17 protein-coding genes and 1 tRNA gene are annotated in these 23,127 nt (G+C 70.7%); 6 read left to right on the forward strand and 12 right to left on the reverse strand.

Going from position 1 to position 23,127, the window contains the following annotated elements; genetic code table 11:
- Together A33M_RS03550 and A33M_RS03555 are read left to right on the forward strand one after the other, a co-directional pair.
- Positions 1-263 (forward strand): hypothetical protein (locus A33M_RS03550; protein WP_040619154.1); only part of this gene is annotated, 263 nt, incomplete at its 5' end.
- A 437-nt stretch (positions 264-700) separates the two neighbouring features.
- Positions 701-776, forward strand: a tRNA-Glu gene (locus A33M_RS03555).
- A gap of 352 nt (positions 777-1,128) precedes the next feature.
- Here A33M_RS03555 and A33M_RS03560 read toward each other — a convergent pair.
- Positions 1,129-1,560, reverse strand: a complete 432-nt coding sequence (locus A33M_RS03560; protein ID WP_008383581.1) for a helix-turn-helix domain-containing protein — start codon at positions 1,558-1,560, stop codon at positions 1,129-1,131.
- Here A33M_RS03560 and A33M_RS03565 point away from each other — a divergent pair.
- Positions 1,559-2,155, forward strand: coding sequence for an efflux RND transporter periplasmic adaptor subunit (locus tag A33M_RS03565; RefSeq protein WP_202801781.1), 597 nt, complete (start codon positions 1,559-1,561; stop codon positions 2,153-2,155). The genes A33M_RS03560 and A33M_RS03565 overlap by 2 nt on opposite strands.
- A gap of 179 nt (positions 2,156-2,334) precedes the next feature.
- Here the strand turns inward: A33M_RS03565 and A33M_RS03570 are convergent, their stop codons facing one another.
- The 6 genes from A33M_RS03570 to A33M_RS24790 form a co-directional block, all read right to left on the reverse strand.
- Complete coding sequence (locus tag A33M_RS03570; protein WP_008383585.1) at positions 2,335-2,988, reverse strand: 3-oxoacid CoA-transferase subunit B; 654 nt, start codon at positions 2,986-2,988, stop codon at positions 2,335-2,337.
- A 1-nt stretch (position 2,989) separates the two neighbouring features.
- Positions 2,990-3,727 (reverse strand): CoA transferase subunit A, encoded by a 738-nt coding sequence (locus tag A33M_RS03575; RefSeq protein ID WP_008383587.1) that lies wholly within the window; start codon positions 3,725-3,727, stop codon positions 2,990-2,992.
- A 199-nt stretch (positions 3,728-3,926) separates the two neighbouring features.
- Complete coding sequence (locus tag A33M_RS03580) at positions 3,927-5,591, reverse strand: ABC transporter permease (RefSeq protein ID WP_008383589.1); 1,665 nt, start codon at positions 5,589-5,591, stop codon at positions 3,927-3,929.
- A gap of 59 nt (positions 5,592-5,650) precedes the next feature.
- Positions 5,651-6,736 carry a Fe(3+) ABC transporter substrate-binding protein gene (locus tag A33M_RS03585; protein WP_008383591.1) on the reverse strand — a complete coding sequence of 362 codons (1,086 nt, stop codon included), beginning with the start codon at positions 6,734-6,736 and terminating at the stop codon, positions 5,651-5,653.
- A 252-nt stretch (positions 6,737-6,988) separates the two neighbouring features.
- A complete protein-coding gene (locus A33M_RS03590) occupies positions 6,989-7,813 on the reverse strand; it encodes a DUF1194 domain-containing protein (protein WP_202801782.1) in 825 nt (274 codons plus the stop codon).
- 412 nt (positions 7,814-8,225) lie between these two features.
- Positions 8,226-12,050, reverse strand: coding sequence for an Rne/Rng family ribonuclease (locus A33M_RS24790; RefSeq protein ID WP_083850285.1), 3,825 nt, complete (start codon positions 12,048-12,050; stop codon positions 8,226-8,228).
- Between the two features lie 654 nt (positions 12,051-12,704).
- Between A33M_RS24790 and A33M_RS03600 the strand changes: the two genes are divergently transcribed.
- Positions 12,705-13,961: an N-acetylmuramoyl-L-alanine amidase gene (locus A33M_RS03600; protein WP_008383599.1), complete on the forward strand. Its 1,257-nt coding sequence runs from the start codon at positions 12,705-12,707 to the stop codon at positions 13,959-13,961.
- Between the two features lie 71 nt (positions 13,962-14,032).
- Here the strand turns inward: A33M_RS03600 and A33M_RS22105 are convergent, their stop codons facing one another.
- On the reverse strand, positions 14,033-14,770 hold the full coding sequence (locus A33M_RS22105; protein WP_008383601.1) for a DUF3800 domain-containing protein: 738 nt from the start codon (positions 14,768-14,770) through the stop codon (positions 14,033-14,035).
- Between the two features lie 370 nt (positions 14,771-15,140).
- Here A33M_RS22105 and A33M_RS03610 point away from each other — a divergent pair, with 370 nt between their 5' ends.
- Positions 15,141-17,609: a penicillin-binding protein 1A gene (locus A33M_RS03610; RefSeq protein ID WP_008383606.1), complete on the forward strand. Its 2,469-nt coding sequence runs from the start codon at positions 15,141-15,143 to the stop codon at positions 17,607-17,609.
- A gap of 54 nt (positions 17,610-17,663) precedes the next feature.
- Here the strand turns inward: A33M_RS03610 and A33M_RS03615 are convergent, their stop codons facing one another.
- The 3 genes from A33M_RS03615 to A33M_RS03625 are packed head-to-tail and all read right to left on the reverse strand — an operon-like array spanning position 17,664 to position 20,552.
- Positions 17,664-18,500, reverse strand: a complete 837-nt coding sequence (locus A33M_RS03615; protein WP_008383609.1) for an enoyl-CoA hydratase/isomerase family protein — start codon at positions 18,498-18,500, stop codon at positions 17,664-17,666.
- Complete coding sequence (locus A33M_RS03620; protein ID WP_008383611.1) at positions 18,497-19,672, reverse strand: glycosyltransferase; 1,176 nt, start codon at positions 19,670-19,672, stop codon at positions 18,497-18,499. Before A33M_RS03620 ends, A33M_RS03615 begins: the two co-directional genes overlap by 4 nt.
- A gap of 16 nt (positions 19,673-19,688) precedes the next feature.
- Positions 19,689-20,552, reverse strand: coding sequence for a hypothetical protein (locus A33M_RS03625; RefSeq protein ID WP_008383613.1), 864 nt, complete (start codon positions 20,550-20,552; stop codon positions 19,689-19,691).
- A 195-nt stretch (positions 20,553-20,747) separates the two neighbouring features.
- On the opposite strand from A33M_RS03625, the gene A33M_RS03630 reads away from it, so the two are divergent.
- Positions 20,748-21,821 carry a glycosyltransferase family 2 protein gene (locus tag A33M_RS03630; protein ID WP_008383615.1) on the forward strand — a complete coding sequence of 358 codons (1,074 nt, stop codon included), beginning with the start codon at positions 20,748-20,750 and terminating at the stop codon, positions 21,819-21,821.
- 98 nt (positions 21,822-21,919) lie between these two features.
- On the opposite strand, the gene A33M_RS03635 is transcribed toward A33M_RS03630, so the two are convergent.
- Entirely contained in the window at positions 21,920-23,098 is a 1,179-nt protein-coding gene (locus A33M_RS03635; RefSeq protein WP_008383618.1) for a glycosyltransferase family 4 protein, read from the reverse strand.
- Between the last annotated feature and the right edge of the window lie 29 nt (positions 23,099-23,127).

Genomic DNA, 23,127 nt, shown 5'->3' on the forward strand with positions numbered 1-23,127 from the left:
TCCCGACCAATGTGCGCTCCTCGGGCATCTCGCTCGGCTACAACGGCACCTCGCTGATCGCCGGCTTCCTGCCGTTCATCGCCACCGCGGTGTACGGCGCGGTCGGCTGGATCGGCCCGGCATTGATCTTCATGTCGCTCGGCGTCGTCTCGACGGTGTGCGGCCTGATGACGCGCGAGACCGCGCCCGCCCGGCTGCACCGGGCCGGCGAGGCGATGCGGACGAGCTACGCCGACGAGCCGGTGACCAGCCACGCGATCTGAGGCGACCGCTCGGGGCCGGCGCGGCACCGCCGGCCTCCTGCCGCGGACGGGCAAAACCCCGTCCGCCGGTGTCGACGCGAAACGGCCGCGGACGTGGTGGAACTCCGCCCCTGATTCGCGCGACGACGACGGAAGGCCGGGCCCGCCCCGGCCTTCCGCATTTTTCCGGCCACCGGGGGGAGGGCCGACCCGGCTCGGTCGGGAGGCCGCACATCCGCCCTCGCCGGACGGCCGGCGTCCTCGGCGGCGGCAATCGCGTCCCACGGCAGCCTTTCGCGGCCCGGGTGAGCCGGAGAAGACCGATCGGCGCCGCACCGCGAGCTCTGCGCCCGGCGCAGAAAACCTCGCCGGCCTGGGGACGGAATGCCGATCGGGGCGAATTCCGCACGAAGGGCGCTTGCAATCGAATCCGAACGACGCTAACAGTCTGGCCCTCCGCTCCCTTCGTCTAGCGGCCCAGGACGTCGCCCTCTCACGGCGAAAACAGGGGTTCGAGTCCCCTAGGGAGCGCCATCGGCCTTTTGGGCCTCGATCTTCCGACAAATTCCGATCCGTCGAGGGGCTCGTCCGCCCTGCGCACCATGGCTCGCATCGGCCGAGCCGGGCGATGGGCTCGTGACGGTCCTGATCCGCCGCGGATCGACGTGGCACTCCTGGTCTCCCCGACGACCTCCGCGGCTGCGAGGTGCCCAGCACTGGCCCAACACTGCCCCGGCACTTCGAGCCTGCTCGACCGGCTGGTCGACAGGACGAGAAAAATGGCCCCCGAGTCGACGACCTCTGCCACTTCGGGGTGAGGCCTGCACCGCAGCGACAGCCGCGCCGGCTTCGAGGATCGTCACGCTCGCGCTATTGCTTTTCGACCCTAGCGCGTGGGCGCATTGCGCCGCACGAAATACTGGGCGGGCGTGCTCCCCACCGCCTTCTTGAACATCGTGATGAACGCGTTGACCGAGTCGTATCCCAGTTCGGCCGCGACGTTCTGCACCGCCTCGCCGCTCGCCAAGTCCCGCAGGGCGACGACGAGGTGGAGTTGCTGCCGCCAGCGTCCGAACGTCAGCCCCGTCTCGCGGACCAGCAGCCGTGCCAGCGATCTGTCGCTCATCGCGACCCGCTTCGCCCAATCACTCAGGGTGCTGCGGTCGGAGGGTCTGGCCGCCAGGGCATCGGCGATCGCCCGGATCTTCGGATGATCGGAAATGGGTAGATTGAACCGCTCCCGCGGCATCTCGGCGAGCTCGTCCAGCAGCACGCGCGCAATCCGGGCGGCATGGCTGTCGGCACTGTAGCAGGACATGACCGTTCGCGAGGCGACGGCGCGGCGGCACAGACAGCTCGAGGGTGTCGTGTCACAGGAAGCCGCCCAGCAATCCAGCGGGGCGGCAGCGGTGGCCGGCGCGGCCTATCGGGCGGCCGTGGCGACGCTCGATCTGGCAAAACTCGACCTCGCTCGTTCCGTCGTTCGCTCCCCGGTCGACGGCTATGTCACCAATCTGAGACTTCGGCCCGGCGACTATGCGACGGTGGGCGTGACCAGGGTCGCCGTCCTCGATGCGTCCAGCTTCTGGATCACCGGCTACTTCGAGGAGACGAAGATCCAGAAGATCCATGTCGGAAGCCCGGCGCAGATCGAGTTGATGGGCTTCGACCGACCGGCATCCGGCCATGTCGAGAGCATCGGTCGCGGGATCGAGAACAGCAACGACGCGCCGGGACCTCTCGGCCTGCCCAATGTGGCGGCAACGTTTTCCTGGGTGCGTCTCGCCCAGCGCATCCCGGTCCGCATCCATATCGATCGTGTGCCTTCCGGCGTCGAGCTGGCGGCCGGGATGACGGCAACGGTCGAGATCGTCCCCGCCGATCCCGAAGCGATCACCGGGCGGCGGCCATGACGCGCGCTCCCTTCTCGTCAGCGCCTCTGCTCGACTGTCGCGCGGCGGCGCCGAACGGCACGCCCGGCCGTCGCGGCGTGCGCTCCGAGCGGTCGTGTCGCACACGAAAAACGCGGGCGGCCGGGGCCACCCGCGTCGGTGTCCAAACTCCGGATCCGCGGCTCTCGGGCGGCCGGTTCTCAGGCGGCCTGCGGCACCGCCACCGAAAAGCTCGCCTCGGTGTTCTTGGTCACGTCGTCGACCGTCACGCCGTCGGCGAGCTCGACCAGCCGCATGCCGCCGCTGCCGTGCTTGTCGATGGTGAACACGCCGAGATCGGTGATCACCATGTCGACCACATTGGCGCCGGTCAGCGGCAGGTTGCACTTTTTCAGGAGCTTCGGGCCGTCCTTGGCGACGTGCTCCATCACCACCACCACCTTCTTCACGCCGGCGACGAGGTCCATGGCGCCGCCCATGCCCTTCACCATCTTGCCGGGGATCATCCAGTTGGCGAGGTCGCCGTTCTCGGCCACCTGCATGGCGCCGAGGATCGACAGGTCGATATGGCCGCCGCGGATCATCGCGAAGGAGTCGGCCGAGGAGAAGTAGCTGGTGGTCGGCAGCTCGGTGATGGTCTGCTTGCCGGCATTGATGAGGTCGGCGTCCTCGTCGCCTTCGAGCGGGAACGGCCCCATGCCGAGCATGCCGTTCTCGCTCTGCAGGATCACCCTGACGCCCTCGGGGATGTAGTTCGACACCAGCGTCGGGATGCCGATGCCGAGATTGACGTAAAAACCGTCCCGAAGCTCCTTCGCGGCGCGCGCCGCCATCTGCTCGCGTGTCCAGGCCATGTCAGATCTCCTCCCCGGCGCCGGCCGGCACTTCCATCTCGTTGCGCTTCCTCGTGGTGCGTTGCTCGATGTGCTTCTTGGCGCCCGACACCTGGACGATCCGCTGCACGAAGATGCCGGGCGTGACGATGTGGTCGGGATCGATCATGCCGGGCTCGACCAGATGCTCCACCTCGGCCACCGTCACCTTGCCGGCGGTCGCCATCATCGGGTTGAAGTTGCGGGCGGTCTTCCGGTAGACGAGGTTGCCCTCGGCATCGCCCATCCAGGCATGGACGATCGAGACGTCGGCGGTGAGGCCGGTCTCCATCACGTAATGCTCGCCGTTGAACTCGCGCGTCTCCTTGCCCTCGGCGATCACCGTGCCGTAGCCGGTCTTGGTGAAGAAGGCCGGGATGCCGGCGCCGCCGGCGCGGATGCGCTCGGCGAGCGTTCCTTGCGGATTGAACTCGAGCTCGAGGTCGCCGGAGAGGAACTGCTGGGCGAACAGCTTGTTCTCGCCGACATAGGACGAGATCATCTTCCGGATCTGGCGGGTCTCCAGCAAAATTCCGAGGCCGATGCCGTCGACCCCGGCATTGTTGGAGATCACCGTGAGGTTTTTCGCGCCGGACGCCTTGATCGCCTCGATCAGGCTTTCCGGGATGCCGCACAGGCCGAAGCCGCCGGACATGATGGTCATGCCGTCCTTCAGCAGCCCCGCGAGCGCCGAGACGGGATCGTCGTAGACTTTCTTCATGGTCCCACCGTCGTTTCCTGAACCCTACGGATAAATACGTACAGTCACTCGGCGCCGGAGTCGAGCCTGCGGCGCGTCCCCGTGTCGCCCATGCGAAATGACGCTGTTCGTGGGCGGTGCCCGGCGTTCGTGGGCGGTGCCCGGCGAGCCGGGTTCCGCGCGAGACGCGGACCGGCCGGCCGCACCGCCGAACGGAATGCTACGCGAGCGGCCGGGCGCGGTCGAGATCGTCCGAAAGGCGCACCATGCGGGCGACCGGCAAAAGGCCGACGGCGACGATCAGCAGGGCGGCCAGCGCGCCCTCCTCGAACGAGCCGCGCGAAGCGAACTGGTAGAGGTGGGTCGAGAGCGTCTCGACGTTCAGCGGGCGCAAGAGCAGGGTCGCCGGCAGCTCCTTCAGGCAGTCGACGAAGACGAGCAGCGCGGCGCCGGCGAGCGCCGGCCGCAGCAGCGGCAAATGCACGGTGCCGATCACCGCCGGCGTCGCCGCGCCGAGCGAGCGGGCGGCGTCGTCGAGGTCGGTCGGGACGCGGGCGAGCCCGGCCTGGGAAAAACCGGTGGCGATCGCCATGAAGCGGACGGTGTAGGCGATCACCAGCGCGGCGCCGGAGCCGGCGAGCAACAGCCCGACGCCCGTTCCCCAGAGCGCGCGCGAGGCGGCGTCGAGAACGCCGTCGACGGCGATCAGCGGCGACAGCAGGCCGAGCGCGAGCACGGTGCCGGGCACCGCATAACCGAGGCCGGCGGCGGCGGTGAGCGGCGCGGTGCCGGGCCGGCGGATCAGCCGCGCCGCGATCACCGTGCCGAAGCCGAGCGCGAGCGTCGCCACCGTCGCGGCGGCGGCGAGCCCGACCGTGGTGGCGGCGGCGCGGACGAGCGCCGGATCGAGCCCGGCCAGCAGCCCCCGTGAAAGAACCTCGTGCAGGAGAAAGGCGAACGGCAGCACGAAGCCGAGCAGCACGGGGAGCGCGCACAGGAGCGCGGCGAGGAGGCCGCGCCACCCGTGAAGCCGGACGCGCGAGACGTGGCGCAGATCGTCGCCGCTGGAAAAGCTGCGGCCACGCCGCCCGGCCCGCTCGAGCGCGATCAGGCCGGCGACGACGATCAGCAGCACGCAGGCGATCTGGGCGGCGCCGGCGAGGCTGCCGCGGTTGAGCCAGGTGGTGAAGATCGACAGCGTCAGCGTGCGCACGCCGAGATACTCGGTGGCACCGATGTCGTTGAGCGATTCCATCAGCACCAGCGCGAGGCCGGCGGCGAGCGCGGGGCGCGCCAGCGGCAGCGTGACGTCGCAGGCGAGCCGCACCGAGCCGGCGCCGAGCAGGCGCGCCGCCTCCACCACCGCTGCGCTCTGGGTCTGCAGCATCGCCCGCACGGCGAGATAGACGTACGGGTAGAGCACGAGGCTCATCACCACGACGGCGCCGCCGAGCGAGCGCACCTCCGGAAACCAGTAGTCGGCCGGCGAGCGAAAACCGGTCAGCGCACGAAAGCCGGTCTGTACCGGCCCGAGGAAGTCGAGCGTGTCGGCATAGACATAGGCGACGATGTAGGTCGGGAAGGCGAGCGGCAGCGGCAGCAGCACCAGGAGCGTGTCACGGCCCGGAAAGTCGTGGCCGGTGACCAGCCACGCGGTGCCGACGCCGATCGTGCCGGTGAGGAGCGCGATGCCGGCGAGCAGGAGCGCGGTCTCGCGCACCGCGGTCGGCAGCACGTAAGCCGCGAGATGCGGCCACACCTCGGTGTCGCCGCCGAGCGCGATCGCGACGAGGCTCGCGACCGGCAGCGCCACCAGCCCGGCGACCGCGACCAGCACGCCCCAAGCGACCGGATTCTTCCGGCGCCGGGCGCGGGTATGGCCCACGGTACGGGTGTCGGCCGAAAGGGTCGGTACCCCCGCCCGGAGCGGAAGCGACGGCGTGGTCAATCGTCGAAGCCGACCTTGTCGACCAGCGTCGCCGCCGCCTTCTTGTGCTCGGCGATGGTGACGAGCGAAACCGTATCCGCCCGCAGTTCGCCATAGCTCGCGATCACCGGATTGATCGTCGTGCCGGTGCGGATCGGATACTCGTAATTGATGTCGGCATAGATGCGCTGGGCGGTGTCGCTCATCAGCCACTCGATCAGCCGCACGGCGTTCGCCTGGTTGGGGGCGTGCTTGGTGAGCACGACGCCGGAGACGTTCATGTGGGTGCCGCCGCCCTCGAAGGTCGGCAGGATCACCTCGGTGGCCTCGGCCCACGCCTTCTTGGCCGGGTCGCGCTCGTGCATCAGCGCCCAGTAATAGGTGTTGCCGAGGCCGATGTCGCACTTGCCGGCGGCGATGTCGCGCGCGACCTCACGGTCACCGCCCGACGGCTTTTGTGCGAGGTTGGCCTTCAGGCCCTTCAGCCATTCCTCCGTCTTCGCCTCGCCGTGATGGGCGATGAAGGCGGCGAACAGCGCGTTGTTGTAGATGTGCTGGCCGGAGCGGATGCAGATGCGGCCCTTCCATTTCGGGTCGGCCAGCCCCTCGTAGGTGATCTCGTCCTGCTCGACCCGCTCCTTCGAGGCGTAGACCACGCGGGCCCGCGCCGAGATCGCGTACCACAGGCCGTCCGGATCGCGGAACGCGGCGGGCACCACCTCGTCGAGCGTCTTCGAGCGGATCGGCTGCGCGATGCCGGCATCGATCGCGTCCTTCAGGCGGCCGATGTCCACCGTCAGCAGCACGTCGGCCGGGCTGCTCGCGCCCTCCGCGGCGATCCGCTGCTCGAGCCCGCGATTGGCCGACAGCGTGTTGACCTTTATCCCGGTCTCCGCGGTGAAGGCCGAGAACAGCGGCTCCACCAGCTTGGCCTCGCGATAGGTGTAGACATTGACCTCGCCCCTCGCCTGCGCGGCGGGCTCGCCCGCAGCGGGCTGGCCCGCGACCGGCGAGCCGGCGAGCGGCAGGCCGGCGGCGGCGAGAAGGGCGGCGAGCACGAGGCTCGGGCGGAGAAAGCGGCGCGCGGAAACGTGCGGGGACATGTGCGGCTCCTGGGTGTCTCGCGGGGGGCGCCCGTCGGCGGAGATTTCGGGCCGAAGAGCTAGCTGCGGGCCGCGGCCCGCGTCAACAAACGGTTTTGAATCAGTATCTTATAGAGTTTCCAGGGTTGGAGCGGTTCAAAGCACCGCACCCTCCGCAGCCGCTTGAGCGGGCACGCGAAACGACCGTCCGCGCGCGCCGCCGGCCATGCTCCGGCACCGCCTCGCCCCTCCGCCGCGGCCGGGCGCGGCGGATCAGCGCACGGCGAGCCGCCGCCCCGGCGGAGGGTTTTCGGGAGGGACCGGATCGCGCCCGGCGATCTCGGCGATCAGCTTCGCCACCAGCGCCTGACCGGACGATTCGAAATTCTCGGCCACCATCACGAAGGCGCCGGGCCCGCCGATCACGTTGGCGCGGTAATAGCCGTCGAGGCCGCCCGCCGGATTGGTGTGCTCGGCGTTCCACGACAGCGGTTTTTCGGTGAGGATGACGATGCCGTTGATGGCGGCGCCCTTGGCGACCGCCTCGTCGCGCGCCTGCGTCACCTCGCGGCCGGAATTGTTGGTGCCGTCGCCCGACACGTCGATGGTGTGCCGGCGTGCGGAAAACGGCGCCGCCGCGATCCGCGTCATGGCGAAATCGATGCCGCCGGCGATCGAGGTTCTGTCGGCAAAGGCGCGCGCGCTCTCGACCAGCTGGCCGGCGAACCGGCCGGCGCTGTCGCGGTCGCCGATCACCGTCCAGTCGATCACCGTCTTCTGGTTGCCGACGCCCGACCACTCGACATAGCAGATCGCGATTCTGCCGATCAGCCCGCTCTTGATCGCCGCCAGCACCCGCTCGTCCATGATGGCGGCGGCATAGCCGTCGCGCTGGAGCTGGAATTTTCGATCGTCGACGCTGCGCGACACGTCGGCCGCCAGCACCAGGAGGAGATCGACCTCCTCGGCCGCCGCCTTCGGCGCCGGCGTCTCGGCAGCCGGCTGGCCGGCGGCGGGGCCCGCGAGCGAGCCCACTGGCCCGGCGAGGCCGACGAGCATCAGCACCACGATCGTGACGCAGGACCGGACCGCTCGCATCGCGTCCCCCGCCCCCGGGCCTGCTGCGCAGCCGCGAGCCGCACGGACCGGCGGACGCCGCGCGAGCGACGCCCACCCGGCCGCGACCGTGGTCGATGCGGCACCCGGCAGCCGTCCCCGGGGGTGAGGTGCGGACGGCCCGCCGGCCGGCCTGCGGCCGGACGATGACGCTTGCCGGCCTGTGGCCGGGCGATGACGCTTACCGGCCTGCGGCCGGACGATGACGCTTACCGGCCTGCGGCCGTACGAGGACACAACGCAGGATCGTCGCGAACGGTTCTCGCGCCCCGCCGCCGGGCCCCACACGCGCAAAACCCGCGGCCATGCGACCACGGGGCGATGCGATTACGGGGAAAGGAGAGACTGCAGGGCGAAGGCGGGACGCCGGAATGCCGGCGCCCCGCCTGGTCGCCTAGCTCTTGTCGCCGAGCAGGCGGCGGGCCCACCACCCGGTGCGGCGCGGCCGCTCGCTCTCGCTGCCCTCGGTGGGCTCGGGCGCGGACGGCTCGGACCCGACCTCGGATTCGCCCGAGCCGTTCGTCGCGGACGCCGCCGGCGCCTCGGCGGCCGGCTCGCCGGTCCCGGGCTCGGAGGTGCCGGGCTCGGAGTTCCCGGGCTCGGAGGTCACCGAGGTGGTGACGCTGAAGCTGCGATGCTCGAGCACGAACGACACCGGCTCGCGCACCGTCGAGCGACGGCGCGGCGGCGGGGCGGGCTCGGGCGCAGGCTCGGGAGCCGGCTCGGGCGCGGGCGGAGCGCCCGGCTCGCCGCCGTGGCTCGCGTCGCTCCCATGGCTCGTATGGCTCGTCCCCTCGCCCGCGACAGCCTCCTCGCTCGTCTCGCTCGTCCCGGACCCCGCGTCGGCGGGCTCGGCCGACGCGTCGCTCGGCGACGGCACGGCTTCCGGAGCCCCCTCGTAGATCTGCAGGAGCTCGGGCGGCTCGATCGGGCCGCCGTCCGGCGGCGGCAGCACCTCGGAATCGCGCCGCCGGCCACGGCCGCGACGGCCCTCGGTGGGCGGCTCCGGCACGTCGTAGGCGACCGGGAAGCTCTTCGGCGCCAGCTCCTCCGGCACCACCGGATGGTGCAGCTGCGGCTCGGGCGAAAACCCTTCCGGCGCCATGCCCTCGGGCAGTGGTGCCGCCGGCACCTCGCCGTTCACCTCGCCCGACCACGGCGCCGCCTCGGCTCCCGCTCGGGCGCCCGCTTGCGCGCCCGCCTCGGCACCCCGATGGCCATGCTCGTGATCGTGCTCGTGCACGTGACCATGGCCGCCTTCGCCGGCCACCGTCGGGCCGCCGAAATCGCCGATCGCCTCGACGACCTCCGGCTCGAGATCGTAGCTGCCGTCGGGATTGCCGACCGACGACGGCCCGGCCTCGCCGCGGCGATTGCGGCGACCGCCCCGGCGACCGCGGCGGCGGCGACGACGGCCCTCGCCGTCCGCGCCTTCGCCCTGCCGGCCGTTGGCGCCAGCCTCGGCGGCCTGCTGCTCGTCCGAGCCCTCGTCACCGTCGCTCTCGGCGTCGCCGGCACCGTCCTCGTCGCGCTCCTCGCGCTCCTCGCGCGACGACGCGGTCCGGGCGCCTTCGGCGCGCTCCTCGCGGTCCTCGCCGCGCCGGCCCCGCCGCCGGCGGCGGCGGCGGCGGCGGCCGTCGGCCTCGCCTTCGCTGTCGGCCTCGGCGCGCTCGGTCTCCTCCTCCTCGTCGGCCTCGGCGATCTCGGCGATCTCGGCCTCGTCGTAGGCCTCGGCGTCGATCTCGTCCTCGGGCTCCGGCTCGGGTGCGCGGGCGGGCGACGGCACGGCCGCCTGCGCCAAGAGCGCGCGGGCCTGATCGAGGCTGTGCACCTGCTCGCCCTTGTCGATCACGAACGGGTGCTGCCCCATCACGTTGGGGTCGGCCTTGATGGTGATGGTGATGCGGAAGCGGTGCTCCAGCTCGGCGAGATGCGCGCGCTTGTGGTTGAGCATGTAGAGCGCGGTGTCGGTGCCGGTGCGGATCGTCAGATTGTGGGTCGCGCCGCGCATGAGGCCTTCCTCGAGCATGCGCAGGCACTGCAGCGCCACCGAGGAGACCGAGCGGACATGGCCCGAGCCGCCGCAGTGCGGGCACTTCTCGGTCGAGCTCTCGAACACGCTGGTGCGGATGCGCTGGCGCGACATCTCCATCAGGCCGAAATGCGAGATGCGGCCGACCTGGATGCGCGCGCGGTCGTTCTTCAGCGCCTCCTTGAGGCGCCGCTCGACCGCCCGGTTGTTGCGCTTCTCGTCCATGTCGATGAAGTCGATGACGATCAGCCCGGCGAGGTCGCGCAGCCGCAGCTGACGGGCGACCTCGTCGCACGCCTCGAGATTGGTCTTGAGCGCGGTGTCCTCGATGTGGTGCTCGCGGGTGGCGCGGCCGGAATTGACGTCGATCGCGACCAGGGCTTCGGTCTGGTTGATGACGATGTAGCCGCCGGAGCGCAGCTGCACGGTCGGCGAGAACATCGCGTCGAGCTGGGTCTCGACCCCGAAGCGGGTCAAGAGCGGCTGCGAGTCGGTGTAGGGCTTCACGTTCTTGGCATGGCTCGGCATGAGCATGCGCATGAAGTCCTTGGCCTCGCGATAGGCGTCGTCGCCGGCCACCAGAACCTCGTCGATCTCCTTGTTGTAGAGATCGCGGATCGCCCGCTTGACCACCGAGCCTTCCTCGTAGACCAGCGTCGGCGCCGAGGATTTCAGGGTCAGGTCGCGCACCTGCTCCCACACGCGGAGCAGATACTCGAAGTCGCGCTTCACCTCGGTCTTGGTGCGCGCCGCGCCGGCGGTGCGCAGGATCACGCCCATCCCCTCCGGAACCTCGAGCTCCTGGGCGATCTCCTTGAGGCGCTTGCGGTCCTGGGTGTTGGTGATTTTCCGGCTGATGCCGCCGCCGCGCGCGGTGTTCGGCATCAGGACGGAGTAGCGGCCGGCGAGCGAGAGATAGGTGGTCAGCGCCGCGCCCTTGGTGCCGCGCTCCTCCTTGACGACCTGCACCAGCATGACCTGCCGGCGCTTGATCACCTCTTGAATCTTGTAGGTGCGACGCACGCGGGGGGTGCGGTCGGGAAGCTCCTCGAGCGCGTCGGCACCGCCGACCGACTCGATGGTCTCCTCTTCCTCGTCGCCCTCCTCGTCGTCGTCCTCGTCGTCGTCGTCTTCCTCGTCGTCGTCGTCCTCGGGGGACTCGTCCCCGTGGGACTCGTCCTCGTGCGAGTCGTCGTCGTGGGACTCGTCGTCGTGGGACTCGTCACCGTGCGCGTCGTCCTCGTCCTCGTCGTCGCGGTCGGTGTCGTCGCCGTTCGCCTGGCGGGAGGTCTCGGCGCGCTCGGCGGCCGCCTCGGTCGCGCCCTCCGGGTGCGCGGGCGCATCGGCCTCGGCGCCGGTCTCCGCCGGGGCAGTCTCGACCGGGGCGGTCTCGGACACCGGAGCATCGGTCGCGGTCGCGACCGGCTCGGTCGCCGGCACCGGCACCGCCGGGTCGGCCGACGCCGCAGCGTCGGGCGCGGGCTCGGAGGCCGGAGCCTCGGCCGAGGCTTCGCCGACCGGCGCGCCGCCGGCCTGCTCGGTCTCGGACGACGCGGCGGCCGCCGCCGCGGCGGCCGGCTCGGCCGGAGATTCGGCGGCCGGCTCGGCGGATGCCGTCTCGACCGTTTCGGAGCCGGACGCGTCCGCCGCCGGAGCCGGCTCGACGTCGCTCTCGGAGCGAGCGAAGGCGATCTCGGTCGCCGCCTCGTCGGCCGCCGGCCGCTCGGCCGCGGCCTCGCCCGCCTCGCCCTCGTTCTCTCGCGCATCCTCCGCCCGGTGCGGCGGCTGGTCGACCGGCTCGCTGACGATGCGGTCGTCGCGATGGGGCGGCCGCTCGGCGGCGGCCTGACGCGAGCGCGACAGCGCGCGGCGATCGGCCTCGAGCTCGGCGGCGCGGTGGGCGCGCTCCTCCTCGTCGATCAGCACCTGCCGGTCGGCGACCGGAATTTGGTAGTAGTCGGGATGGATTTCGCTGAACGCCAGAAATCCGTGGCGGTTGCCGCCGTAATCGACGAATGCGGCCTGCAGCGACGGCTCGACCCGCGTCACCTTGGCCAGATAAATGTTGCCTCGCAGCTGTCGGCGGCTCGCCGACTCGAAATCGAACTCCTCTACGCGGTTCCCGCGAAGCACGACCACCCGAGTCTCTTCGGGATGGGTCGCGTCGATGAGCATCTTGTTCGCCATGTTTGTGTCTCTGTGCGGCGCAGTCGCCGTGCGTGGCCCGGGCTCCCGGCAGGGACGGGCGGAACGAACGGGCACTGCAGGCCGAAGGGGGGGTGGAACCAGGTCGATGGTCGAAGCGCGCGGAACGATCGGACGGACGGAGACGGCAGCGACGGCGCTCGATCACAGCGCCCGGCGGTCCTCTCCGTGCTCGTCGTTCCGGACATGGGCTCCGATCCTGGGGTTGGGGCGGCCGCTCAGCGGCCTCGAAGGACGATGCGGGAAAGAGATCTTTGCGTGAACGCCCAAGAGGATCGCAGACGCATCCAATCGTCCTTCGAAGGAGGAGACCGCTCGCTGCCGACGCCACCGCGATCCGCCTCTGGGGGCGTCGCCGGTGACGGAGGCCGGATCCTCGAGGTCTGTGGCCGCCGACGCAGGGCAGGACCAGCCTCTCGGAATCCACCAGCACCTCTTATTAAGGCGCGTCATGGGCCATTGGCAAGCCGCATGATATTCACGTCGCGGCGAGGCCGGACCGGGAAATCCCGTCCGGTCAGCCATTTATGCAGCGCATTCGGGGTCCTGCCGATTGCCGGCCCGGCGCCGCCGTGAGAAAGTCCACGTTAACCTTCAGAGTTCATTCACGAAGCCACGAGGGGAGGAGCGAACGACGTGGCGCGGGGGCTGGCCTTTGTCCTGATCGCGGCCGCCGTGCTCGGCCGGCTGCTGATGGCGGCCGTCGCGCCGGCGAGCGCCGAGACGCGTCCGCCCGCCACCGTTCCGTTTCCCGTCGCCACCGCCGCCCGCCTCGCCGGCGACCAGGGCCAGACCCGATTCGTGGTCGATCTCTCGCAGAAGGTCGAGATGCGGGCGTTCACCCTGCCCGACCCTTACCGGGTGATCGTCGACCTCCCCCAAGTCACCTTCGACCTGCCGGCCAAGAGCGGCGAGCGCGGCCGCGGGCTGATCAAGGCGTATCGCTACGGGCTGGTGATGCCGGGCGGCTCGCGCATCGTGATCGACACCACCGGCCCGGTGCGGGTGGAGCGCGCCTTCGTGCTCGATCCGGTCAACGGCCTGCCGGCCCGCCTCGTGCTCGACCTCGCCTCGGTCGACCGGGCGACCTTTCTGCGCGCCGCCGCGATCGACAACCGCCTGCCGCGCGATCCGCCCCCCGTCCAGGGCGACCACGACCCGGCCGCCGCCGGCGACCCGCGGCCGATCGTGGTGCTCGATCCCGGCCATGGCGGCATCGATTCGGGCACCGTCGCGCCGAGCGGCGAGGAGGAGAAGAATCTGGTGCTCGCCTTCGGGCTGGCGCTGCGCGACCGCCTCGAGCAGACCGGCCGCTATCGCGTGGTGATGACCCGCTCGGACGACCGCTTCATCCCGCTCAACGACCGGGTGCGCTTCGCTCGCGACCGCAATGCGCAATTGTTCATCTCGATCCATTGCGACGCGCTGCGGCGGCGCGACGGCGAGGCGGCGGGCGCCACCGTCTACACGCTGTCGGAGAAGGCGAGCGACACCGAGGCCGAGCGACTCGCCGACACCGAGAACAAGGCCGACGTGATCTCCGGCGTCGACCTCTCGGCCGAGCCCGACGAGATCGCCGGCATCCTGATCGATCTCGCCCAGCGCGAGACCAAGAACTACACGACCCGGTTCGCCCGCGGGCTGGTCGACGAGCTCGGCAAGGCCGCGCGGCTCCACAAGAAGCCGTTGAAGTCGGCCGGCTTCCGGGTGCTCACCGCGCCCGACGTGCCGTCCGTGCTGATCGAGCTCGGCTACGTGTCGAACAAGACCGACATGAAGATGCTGACCTCCGACGCCTGGCGCACCAAGGCGGCCGACTCGATCACCCAGGCGGTCGATGCGTTCTTCCACCCGACCGCCCCCGCCACCCGCGCCGCCGCCGAGGCGCATTGAGCGGAAGCGGGCCGGATCCGCCGGGCGAAGTGGCTTTCTCGATCATCCGATCGCCGGCTCCTCGGTCGTGGTCACGACCGCTTCTGACGGCAACAGACGCAATTGCAGGGCTCGGCCGCCGGCCTGAGATGGGTGAGGCCGTGCACGACGCCGCCCTCGGCGTCGAACCGATGCGACACGATGTCGAAATAGGTCGCGTCGCCTTTCTCGAAATAACGCCGAGTCGCGTATGCGACCATGTCGGCGTACTGCACCATCCGCGTCGCCCGAGAATTCACGAACAACGGCACGTCCGCCAGATTGTAGAGCTGGCCCCAGCGATGCCCGACCGTGCGAAAATCGCGAGCGAGTCCTTGCAGCGACGTCTCGTAGGTCGACTCGTCGGCGATGATTAGCCCGCGCTGTGTATTTCCGCGCCGATGCAGCCGGGCGAGAAACTTGTCGAAGCGATTGCAGATCTGCTCGAACGCCCGTTCCATCGGGTCGTCGGGCGACACCGCCGCACGATGCACCGCCGCCCCGAAGAGATGAACTTGGCCGGAGCCGGCGAGAATGCCGAGCGCCTCCGCGTAGGCGTCGTGCCTCACCTGTCTCGGGACCCCTCGCCAATGCTTTCGGCCGGAGAGGATGTCGCCGCCGCGAAACTCCAGGCCGGCCGGATTGTCCGGCCACACGCGCTGCGCCAGAGCGTCCAGACGCTCCGAAAACCAGTGCGGCTGCCGCTCGAACAGCGCCACGCCGGCGAGCACCACGTGGCGATCGGCAGGATTGTCGGCGGATCCCGAGTCGTCGAGATACAACAAGTACATGAAAATACATGGTCGCCAAAAAAAGGCGGCCGGGCGAGGTAACGACCCCGACGGTCCGCATCGGCGGACCTCCCAACCGCAGGCATCAGGATAGGTCGACCGCAACCGCTCCGCAAGTGGCCCGGACGCCTCAGTTCGACCATAAAACCGGGCGACTTAGCGGACCGATCAAACCGGCCCGCCGGCGCAGGGACGACCGCGCCGCGGCAGACGGCCGGACCACGGGGGATCGGGCCGGCCGGGCGACCGCGCGACGGGCGTTCGGACGATGGACGCCCGCAAACGGGCGACCGGACGGTGGACGGGGGAGCGCACGGCCCCCGCGGGTCCCGGGCCGCGACAGGCGGCACATTCGACGGGGAATGGGGCGATGAAGGTGTTCCTGCGGCTGTTCGGCTTCTTCTTCACGGTCGGGACGATCCTGTTCCTGGTCGGGATCGCCGCCGCCGCCGCGCTGATCTGGCACTTCTCCGAGGATTTGCCCGACTACACCCAGCTCCAGGAGTACGAGCCGCCGGTGATGACCCGCGTGCACGCGGTCGACGGCTCGCTGCTCGCCGAGTATGCCCGCGAGCGCCGGCTCTATCTGCCGATCCAGGCGATCCCCAAGCGGGTGATCAACGCCTTCGTCTCGGCCGAGGACAAGAATTTCTACGAGCACGGCGGGCTCGACTTCACCGGCATCGCCCGCGCGGGCCTGCTCTATCTCGAGAACATCGGCACCAACCGCCGGCCGCAGGGCGCCTCGACCATCACCCAGCAGGTGGCGAAGAACTTCCTGCTCACCAACGAGGTCTCGTTCGAGCGCAAGATCAAGGAGGCGCTGCTCGCCCTCAAGATCGAGCGGACCTACTCCAAGGACAAGATCCTCGAGCTCTATCTCAACGAGATCTATCTCGGCTTCTCCGCCTACGGCGTCGCGGCCGCCTCGCTGCTCTATTTCGACAAGTCGGTCAACGAGCTGACCATCGCCGAGGCGGCCTATCTCGGGGCCCTGCCGAAGGCGCCGAGCGACCTGCACCCGTTCCGCAACCGCGAGCGGGCGATCGAGCGGCGCAACTGGGTGATCGACCGCATGGTCGAGAACGGCTACGTCGCCGCCGCCGACGGCGAGGCCGCCAAGAAGGAGCCGCTCAACGTCACCCGCCGCCCGACCGGCGCGCACATCTTCGCCGGCGAGTACTTCGCCGAGGAGGTGCGCCGCGAGATCCTGGAAAAGTTCGGCGAGAAGCGGCTCTACGAGGGCGGCCTGTCGATCCGCACCACGCTCGACCCGAAGATCCAGGTGATGGCGCGCAAGGCCTTCACCGACGGCCTCGTCCAGTTCGACGAGAGCCGTGGCTGGCGCGGCCCGGTGTCCAAGATCGACGTCGCCGGCGACTGGGGCGTCAAGCTCGCCGACGTGCGCGCGCTCGACGACGTGGCGCCGTGGCGGCTCGCGGTGGTGCTCGAGACCAGCGACAAGTCGGCCCGCATCGGCTTCCAGCCGCCGCGCGAGCCGGGCGGCGCCATCACCCGCGAGCGCGAGATCGGCATCGTCCCGCTCGACGGCGTGAAATGGGCCAAGGCGACCAGCGGCAAGCAGCGCGGCAAGGCGGTCGGCAAGGTTTCGCAGGTGCTCGACCCCGGCGACGTCGTCTATGTCGAGCCGATCGCCGGCCAGGAGGGCCAGTACCGGCTGCGGCAGGTGCCGGAGATCTCCGGTGCGATGGTGGTGATGGACCCGGTCACGGGGCGCGTGCTCGCGCTGGTCGGCGGCTTCTCGTTCGACCAGAGCCAGTTCGACCGCGCCACCCAGGCGATGCGCCAGCCCGGCTCCTCGTTCAAGCCGATCGTCTATGCCGCCGCGCTCGACAACGGCTACACGCCGTCGACCATCGTGGTCGACGCCCCGATCGAGATCGACCAGGGTCCCGGCATCGGCATCTGGCGGCCGGAGAACTACTCGACCGGAAAATATTACGGCCCGCAGACGCTGCGCTTCGGCATCGAGAAGTCGCGCAACGTGATGACGGTGCGGCTCGCCCAGGACCTCGGCATGCCGCTGATCTCCGAATACGCCAAGCGGTTCGGCGTCTACGACAACCTGCCGCCCTATCTCTCCTACGCGCTCGGCGCCGGCGAGACGACGGTGATGCGGATGGTCACCGCCTATTCGATGATCGCCAACGGCGGCAAGCGCATCACCCCGACGCTGATCGACCGCATCCAGGACCGCTACGGCAAGACCGTCTACAAGCACGACACCCGCGAGTGCCGCGGCTGCGACGCCGACGCCTGGCACGACCAGCCGGAGCCCGGCCTGGTCGACCGCCGCGAGCAGGTGCTCGACCCGATGACCGCCTATCAGATCACCTCGATCATGGAGGGCGTCGTGCAGCGTGGCACCGGCAACGTGGTCGCCTCGATCGGCAAGCCGATCGCCGGCAAGACCGGCACCACCAACGACGAGAAGGACGCCTGGTTCATAGGCTTCACGCCGGAGATCGCGGTCGGCGTCTATTTCGGCTACGACAAGCCGCGCGCGATGGGTCGGAGCGCCAGCGGCGGCCATCTGGCCGCACCGGTCGTGCGCGATTTCCTCAAGGTGGCGCTCGCCGACAAGCCGGCCGTGCCGTTCCGCGTGCCGCCCGGCATCAAGCTGATCCGGATCGACGCCCAGACCGGCACTCGCGCCGGCCCCGGCACCCAGCGGGCGATCCTCGAGGCCTACAAGCCCGGCACCGCCCCGACCGACGCCGCCACCATGGTCGGCACGCTCGGCCCCGACGGCCAGCCGATCGGCGTGACGCCCGAGGTCGACCGCGCCGTGCGCACCGGCACCGGCGGGCTGTACTGAGAGCCCGCCCGGAGAACCGATCGGACGCGGAAGGAGATCGAAAGCGCGGGGTTTTCACCCGCGCTTTTTCGTATCCGGGTGCGTGTCGGGAGACTTTGCCGGCGCCCAGGCCGGCCGGCGCTTTTCCAAAAAGGCGGCGCGGCCCTCGCGCCCCTCCTCCGACCAGAAGCCGGCATGGAACGCCGGGTGCAGCGAGGCGAGCAGCTCGGCCGTCGCCGGCTCGCCGGACAGCGCGCGCAGGTCGCGCTTGGCCGCGGCGAGCGCGGCGGGCGCCGCCAGGAGCACGGCGTCGAGGGTTTTCTCGAGCGCCGCCTCGGCCTCGGCCTTTTCATGCACCGCGTGCGCGACGCCGAGCCGAAGCGCCTCGTCGGCAAGAATCCGCTCGCCGGTGATCAGCAGGCGGCGCAGCGCACGCGCCCCGAGCGCCCGCTCGAACAGCGGCACATAGGGCGCGACCGCAAAGCCGAGCCGCAGCTCCGGCACCGCGAAGAAGGCATCGTCCGCCGCCAACAGCACGTCGCAGCAGGCGGCGAGCGCGAAGCCGCCGCCGACACAAGCGCCGTGCACGAGAGCCACGGTCGGCTTCGGGCAGGCATCGAGCGCGAGGCAGAGGTCTGGCATCAGCGCGGGCACGCCCTCGCCGCCGGCATGGGCATCGGGATCGCCAAAAATGTCGCCGCCGACCGAGAAGTGCCTGCCCTGCCCCCGCAGCACCAGCGCGCGGGCGGACGGATCGGCGGAGACTTCTGCCACCGCCTCGGCCATGATCGCGACCATCCGGCGGTCGTAGGCGTTGCCCTTGTCGGGGCGGGCGAGCGTCAGCGTGACGACCCCTCGGGGGTCGCGCGTGCAAAGCACCGGTTCGGCGGGTGCCCCCTCCTCCGCCGTCATGACGGATCCGGCAGATTGCCGGCGAGCCGCAGCGTCGTCGCGACGACGTGGCGGGCGATCGCCGGCGGAGTGTGGTGGGCGAGCACGTGCGCCCGGCCAGCGGCGGCGATTCGCTCAAGCCGCGCGGGATCGGCGAGCGCGGCGCGCACCACCCGCGACAGCCCGCCCGGCTCGACGTCGTAATAGAGCGCGTGCTCGCCGTCGATCAGCGGCGCGTGGCGCTCGATCGTCTGGCGATCGGCCAGCACCACCGAGCCGCACAGCGCCGTCTCGTAGTGCCGGAAGCACTGCCAGCCATAGCCGGCCGGCGACCAGACGAGGCGGGCGCGCGCGAGGCGTTCGAGATAGGCGTCGAGCGGCAGCGCTTTTTCGGGAATGTCGACCACCACGCCCTCGGCGCGCAGCGCCAACAGCTCGTCGAGCCCCTGCTCGCGGACGGTGGAAGAGTCCTTCACCCGGCCGGCGAAGAAGACGTCGGCGGTTTTTTCCGAGAACGGCAGCGGAGCCGGCAGGGTTTTGCGAAACACCTCGAGCGGCACGCCGAGCGACAGCGGGCGCAGCTTCTCCATCCGCTGCCGATTGCGGGAAACGCGGCGGAAGCGGGCGGTCGGCACCCGCCAGTGCAGCGTGCCGGAAAAGGCCTGCCAGTGGTCGGGCGGCAGCTCGCGCTTGAAATAGGCGGTGGCGCGGTCGAGCAGGAAGCGGTTGGCGCGATCGACCACCGCCGGGTCGTCGAAATCGAGCACCGCGATCGGCGCAGCGACGCGCCCGCGCAAAAGCTGCGGCCCGAGCCCGCGCACCGCCGGGAACCGGCCCTCCAGCACGCTCCGCCGAAACAGCGTGCGCCCGAGCGCGCGAAGACTCCAGGGCGCCCAGGTGAGGGCATGGACGACGACGAGATCGACCGTCGGGTCGGCGAGCTGCGCGGCGAGCTCGCGCAAGGTGTCGAGCCGCACGATGTGGCGGCCGCTTTCTGGATCGGATCGCGTCTCGTCGTACCAGGTCGAGAAGAAGCTGGTGGTCGCGGGAAACACCGCGTGCATGAAGCCGGTGTTGCCGATTTCCACGATGCGCGGCGCGCGGGCTTCGGAGCCGACGCGCTCCGCGGCGACGCTCGCGGGCGTCTCCCCCGAAGGCCCGGCGGTGCCGGCGATGCTGTCCGGGCTGCGCATGGGGAAAAAACCGCTGTCAGCCGAGCGCCGCGTGCTCCGTCGCGACGTACGGGCGCAGCGCGGCGGCGAGATGGGGCGTGATGATCCGCTCGACGGTGGCGCGCTTCTCCTCGGCGAGCTCGGGCCGGCCCATCAGGCCGACCTCGTGCAGCCAGGAGCCGCACCACTGCAGCGGCCCGTCGGCAACCGGCAGGCCCTCCTTGAAGGGCACGAAGCTGGTCTCCGCCTCGCGCAGCGTCGCGATGTCGAGCCGGCTGTAGAGCGGATCCCAGTTGCCGCCGCCGGTGTCGAGCCCGATGAACCAGTCCTGGCCGAAATCGAGCGGCAGCTCCGCCACCCGGTCGAAGCGGTACATGCAGAAGCCGGCCCACAGGAACCAACGCTCGCCGATGCGGCGGACCTGGCCAAAAATGTCCTGGGCGGCGAGCGGGGCGAACGGGTCGTCGGGAGCGGTGGGGAAGAGGTCGTCGTCGATGAAGCCGAAGGCGTGCGGCGCGTGCGGGCGAATCAGATTGTGCCACACCCAGTTGAGCGCGATGCCGTGCGACCGGCTCGGCGCCTTGCCGGTCCACGGGTTCTTCGGCAGCCGGACATAGAGCGCGCGCTCCGCCTCGCAGACGTGGCGCAGGCGGGCGGCGGCCTCCTCGGTCGGCGAGTTGTCGGCGATCACGTGCACGGCGTTGGGCACGTAGTGGCGCACCAGCGCGATCTGCCAGCGCGCGGCATTGGCGTCGGCGAAGGCGATGGTGACGAGCGCGTTGTTCCCGGCGAGCCGCGCGCCGATGCTCGCGACGTCGCCCACCACGGCGGGACGGCGGCGATACGCGGCGTCGACCGCGCGATATCGCGACGTCTTGATGGCATGCATGAGCGGCCGCAACCGCGCCCACTCTCCAGCCGTATAGTCGGACCAAGCCCTCGGCATGATCCCCTCATACGGAATCGGCCTGCGTCGCGCCAGTCCGGTGGAGACCGATGCGACATCGACCGACGGTATCTTTGGACGGATCGTCGACGGCGATCGTCGCCCTGCCCCGAGACCGCCTATAATGCCGCCATGAGTCCGAAAGTGTCCGTGATCATGCCGGTCCGCAACGGCGAGCCCTGGCTCGCCGCGGCGGTCGAGAGCGTGCTCGCGCAAAGCTTCACCGACTTCGAGCTGCTGGCGATCGACGACGGCTCGACCGACCGGACCCCCGAGCTTCTCTCGGGTTTTTCCGCTCGCGATGCGCGCGTGCAGGTGCTGCAGCCACCGACGCCGGGGCTCGTCTCGGCGCTCAACGCGGCGATCGCGGTGGCGCGCGGCGACTATCTCGCCCGGCTCGACGCCGACGACCTGGCGCTGCCCGGCCGGCTCGCCCGGCAGGTCGCGGTGATGGAGCGCGAGCCCCGGCTCGGCCTGCTGGGCAGCCATGCGGAGATCGTCGACGAGGCCGACCGGCCGGTCGGCCGGCTCACCCCGGAGACCGATTCGGCGCGCCTGAAGATCCTGCTCGCCCGCACCAACCCGTTCGTGCATTCGTCGCTGATGCTGCGCACCGCGCTGGTCGACCGGCTGGGCGGCTACCGCGCGGCGTTCGAGGCGGCGGAGGACCACGACCTGTGGCTGCGCATCGCCGAGGTCGCCGAGGTCGCGAACCTGCCGGAGATCTTGATTCGCTACCGCCGCCATCCGGGCAACGTGACCACCCGCAAGGAGGTGCGGCAGTGTTTTTCGGTGCGGCTCGCCAGGCGGGCGGCGCACGCCCGGAGGGCCGGCGAGATCGACCCCGCCAACGGCCTTTCGGCGCCGCCCGACTGGAACGATCCGGCCTGCGAGAGGAGCTTCTTCGCCGAGGACGCCCGGCTCTACCGGCTGCTCGCGCTGGCCGATCCGGAGGCGGCCACGGCCGTGGCCGCCGCGCCGCGCGCCGGCTTCTTCTTCGATTCGCCGCCGATCGGGCTGGCGCCGCTCGAGGACCCGCCGACGCCGCTGAGCCACCGCGAGCGCCGACTCGCCCAGCGCGCGCTGTTCGCGCTGATGCGCAACCCGAAACTTCGCCGCCGCGTCACCGGCCGCCCCGGAAAGCTCCGGCTCCTGCGGCTCGCGGTCGCGCTCCATCCGGCCCGCGCGCTGGCGCTCGGGTGGGATGCGGTGCGGGGACGGTAAGGCGATCGGGCGGGCGATTCGTAGGGCGCAATAGCGCAGCGTATTGCGCCGCCGGCGCATCGCACCCACAACGGCGGATCACGCTTCGCTGATCCGCCCTACACCGATCCGCCCGACGCCGATCCGCCCGACGCGGAGGGTGCCGGAAGGCTCGGCACCGGGCCGAGCTTCAGTGCGGCGGCGGTGACGATCAGCTCCGCGGCACGATCGCGGCCGGCATAGAGATTCGGGTTCTCGCCATAGGCCGCGCCGTTGCGGGACCACGCCGAAAGGCGCGCGGCGTCGCTGGCGCGGGCGAGCGCCTCGGCGAATCGGACGGCCGAGAACGGCTCCTCCAACACCTCGCCGGCGTCGGCGGCAAAAACGTGCTCGGCATAGCCGCACAGGCTCGTCGTGATCACCGGCAGGCCGTTGACCACCGCTTCCAGGATCACCGTGCCGGTGACGTCGGCGCGGGCGGGATGCACCAGAAGGTCGGCGGCGGCCATCAGCTCCGGCACGTCCTCGCGGTGGCCGAGCCAAACGATCTGATCGGCGACCCCGCGTTTTGTCGCAAGCCGCACCGTATCGGCGGCGGCCTTGTCGGTCTCGGAAAGGCCGGCGACCAGCACGCAGGCGTCGGGCCGGGCCCGCAGCGCCTCGACGGTGCGGTCGAGCCCTTTTGTGTGCGGCTGCACGCACAGCGTGAGCCACGCCTGCGCACGGCCGAGGCCCAGCGCGCCACGCAGCCGCTCGCGGGTGCCGTCGCGACGCAGCTCCGGCCGGTGGCGCGCCTTTGCCACCGTCGGCGGCAGCACGGTGATGCGCTCGGGCTCGGTGTCCCACGCCTCGCGATAGGCATTGGCCTGGGGTGTGGCGAGCAGCAGGAGCCGGGTGTCGCGGCCGCGCTTGAACGACAAGCCTTCGAGCGTCCAATAGGTGCGATAGCGCGGCAACAGGCCGAGCCACGGCTGACGCGACAAGCGCTCGGCGATCGCCGGGTCGGCGCAATAAAGCACGTCGAGGCAGGACAGCTTGTTGAAGCCGACCAGAAGGTCGAACCGGCTCGCCTCGGCCGCCGCGGCATTGGCGAAGGCCGCCTGGCGGCCGTGATTGGTGCGGCCGGCGACCGGCAAAATCTCCACCGTCAGCCCGTCGGTGAGCGGCGACGGCGCATGCTCGGCGGTGAGAATGGTCACCTCCTGCCCGCGCGCGGCGACGAGCCGGGCGAGCGCCGCGCAATCGCGCTGCAGCCCCCCGCCGGAGAAGAGTTTCACGATCGCGAAGGCGATCCGCATGGTCGCGTCCGGGCCGGGGCGGAAACGCC

Origin of the sequence: Rhodovulum sp. PH10, assembly GCF_000293785.1 — a bacterium.
GTDB lineage: Bacteria > Pseudomonadota > Alphaproteobacteria > Rhizobiales > Xanthobacteraceae > Rhodoplanes.

What these genes read in the sequence shown, in the direction of transcription:
- A33M_RS03565 (WP_202801781.1), top strand. Translation starts at nt 1,559, where the DNA reads ATGACCGTTCGCGAGGCGACGGCGCGGCGGCACAGACAGCTCGAGGGT.
- A33M_RS03560 (WP_008383581.1), bottom strand. Translation starts at nt 1,560, where the DNA reads ATGTCCTGCTACAGTGCCGACAGCCATGCCGCCCGGATTGCGCGCGTG.
- A33M_RS03570 (WP_008383585.1), bottom strand. Translation starts at nt 2,988, where the DNA reads ATGGCCTGGACACGCGAGCAGATGGCGGCGCGCGCCGCGAAGGAGCTT.
- A33M_RS03575 (WP_008383587.1), bottom strand. Translation starts at nt 3,727, where the DNA reads ATGAAGAAAGTCTACGACGATCCCGTCTCGGCGCTCGCGGGGCTGCTG.
- A33M_RS03585 (WP_008383591.1), bottom strand. Translation starts at nt 6,736, where the DNA reads ATGTCCCCGCACGTTTCCGCGCGCCGCTTTCTCCGCCCGAGCCTCGTG.
- A33M_RS03590 (WP_202801782.1), bottom strand. Translation starts at nt 7,813, where the DNA reads ATGCGAGCGGTCCGGTCCTGCGTCACGATCGTGGTGCTGATGCTCGTC.
- A33M_RS24790 (WP_083850285.1), bottom strand. Translation starts at nt 12,050, where the DNA reads ATGGCGAACAAGATGCTCATCGACGCGACCCATCCCGAAGAGACTCGG.
- A33M_RS22105 (WP_008383601.1), bottom strand. Translation starts at nt 14,770, where the DNA reads ATGTACTTGTTGTATCTCGACGACTCGGGATCCGCCGACAATCCTGCC.
- A33M_RS03610 (WP_008383606.1), top strand. Translation starts at nt 15,141, where the DNA reads ATGAAGGTGTTCCTGCGGCTGTTCGGCTTCTTCTTCACGGTCGGGACG.
- A33M_RS03615 (WP_008383609.1), bottom strand. Translation starts at nt 18,500, where the DNA reads ATGACGGCGGAGGAGGGGGCACCCGCCGAACCGGTGCTTTGCACGCGC.
- A33M_RS03620 (WP_008383611.1), bottom strand. Translation starts at nt 19,672, where the DNA reads ATGCGCAGCCCGGACAGCATCGCCGGCACCGCCGGGCCTTCGGGGGAG.
- A33M_RS03635 (WP_008383618.1), bottom strand. Translation starts at nt 23,098, where the DNA reads ATGCGGATCGCCTTCGCGATCGTGAAACTCTTCTCCGGCGGGGGGCTG.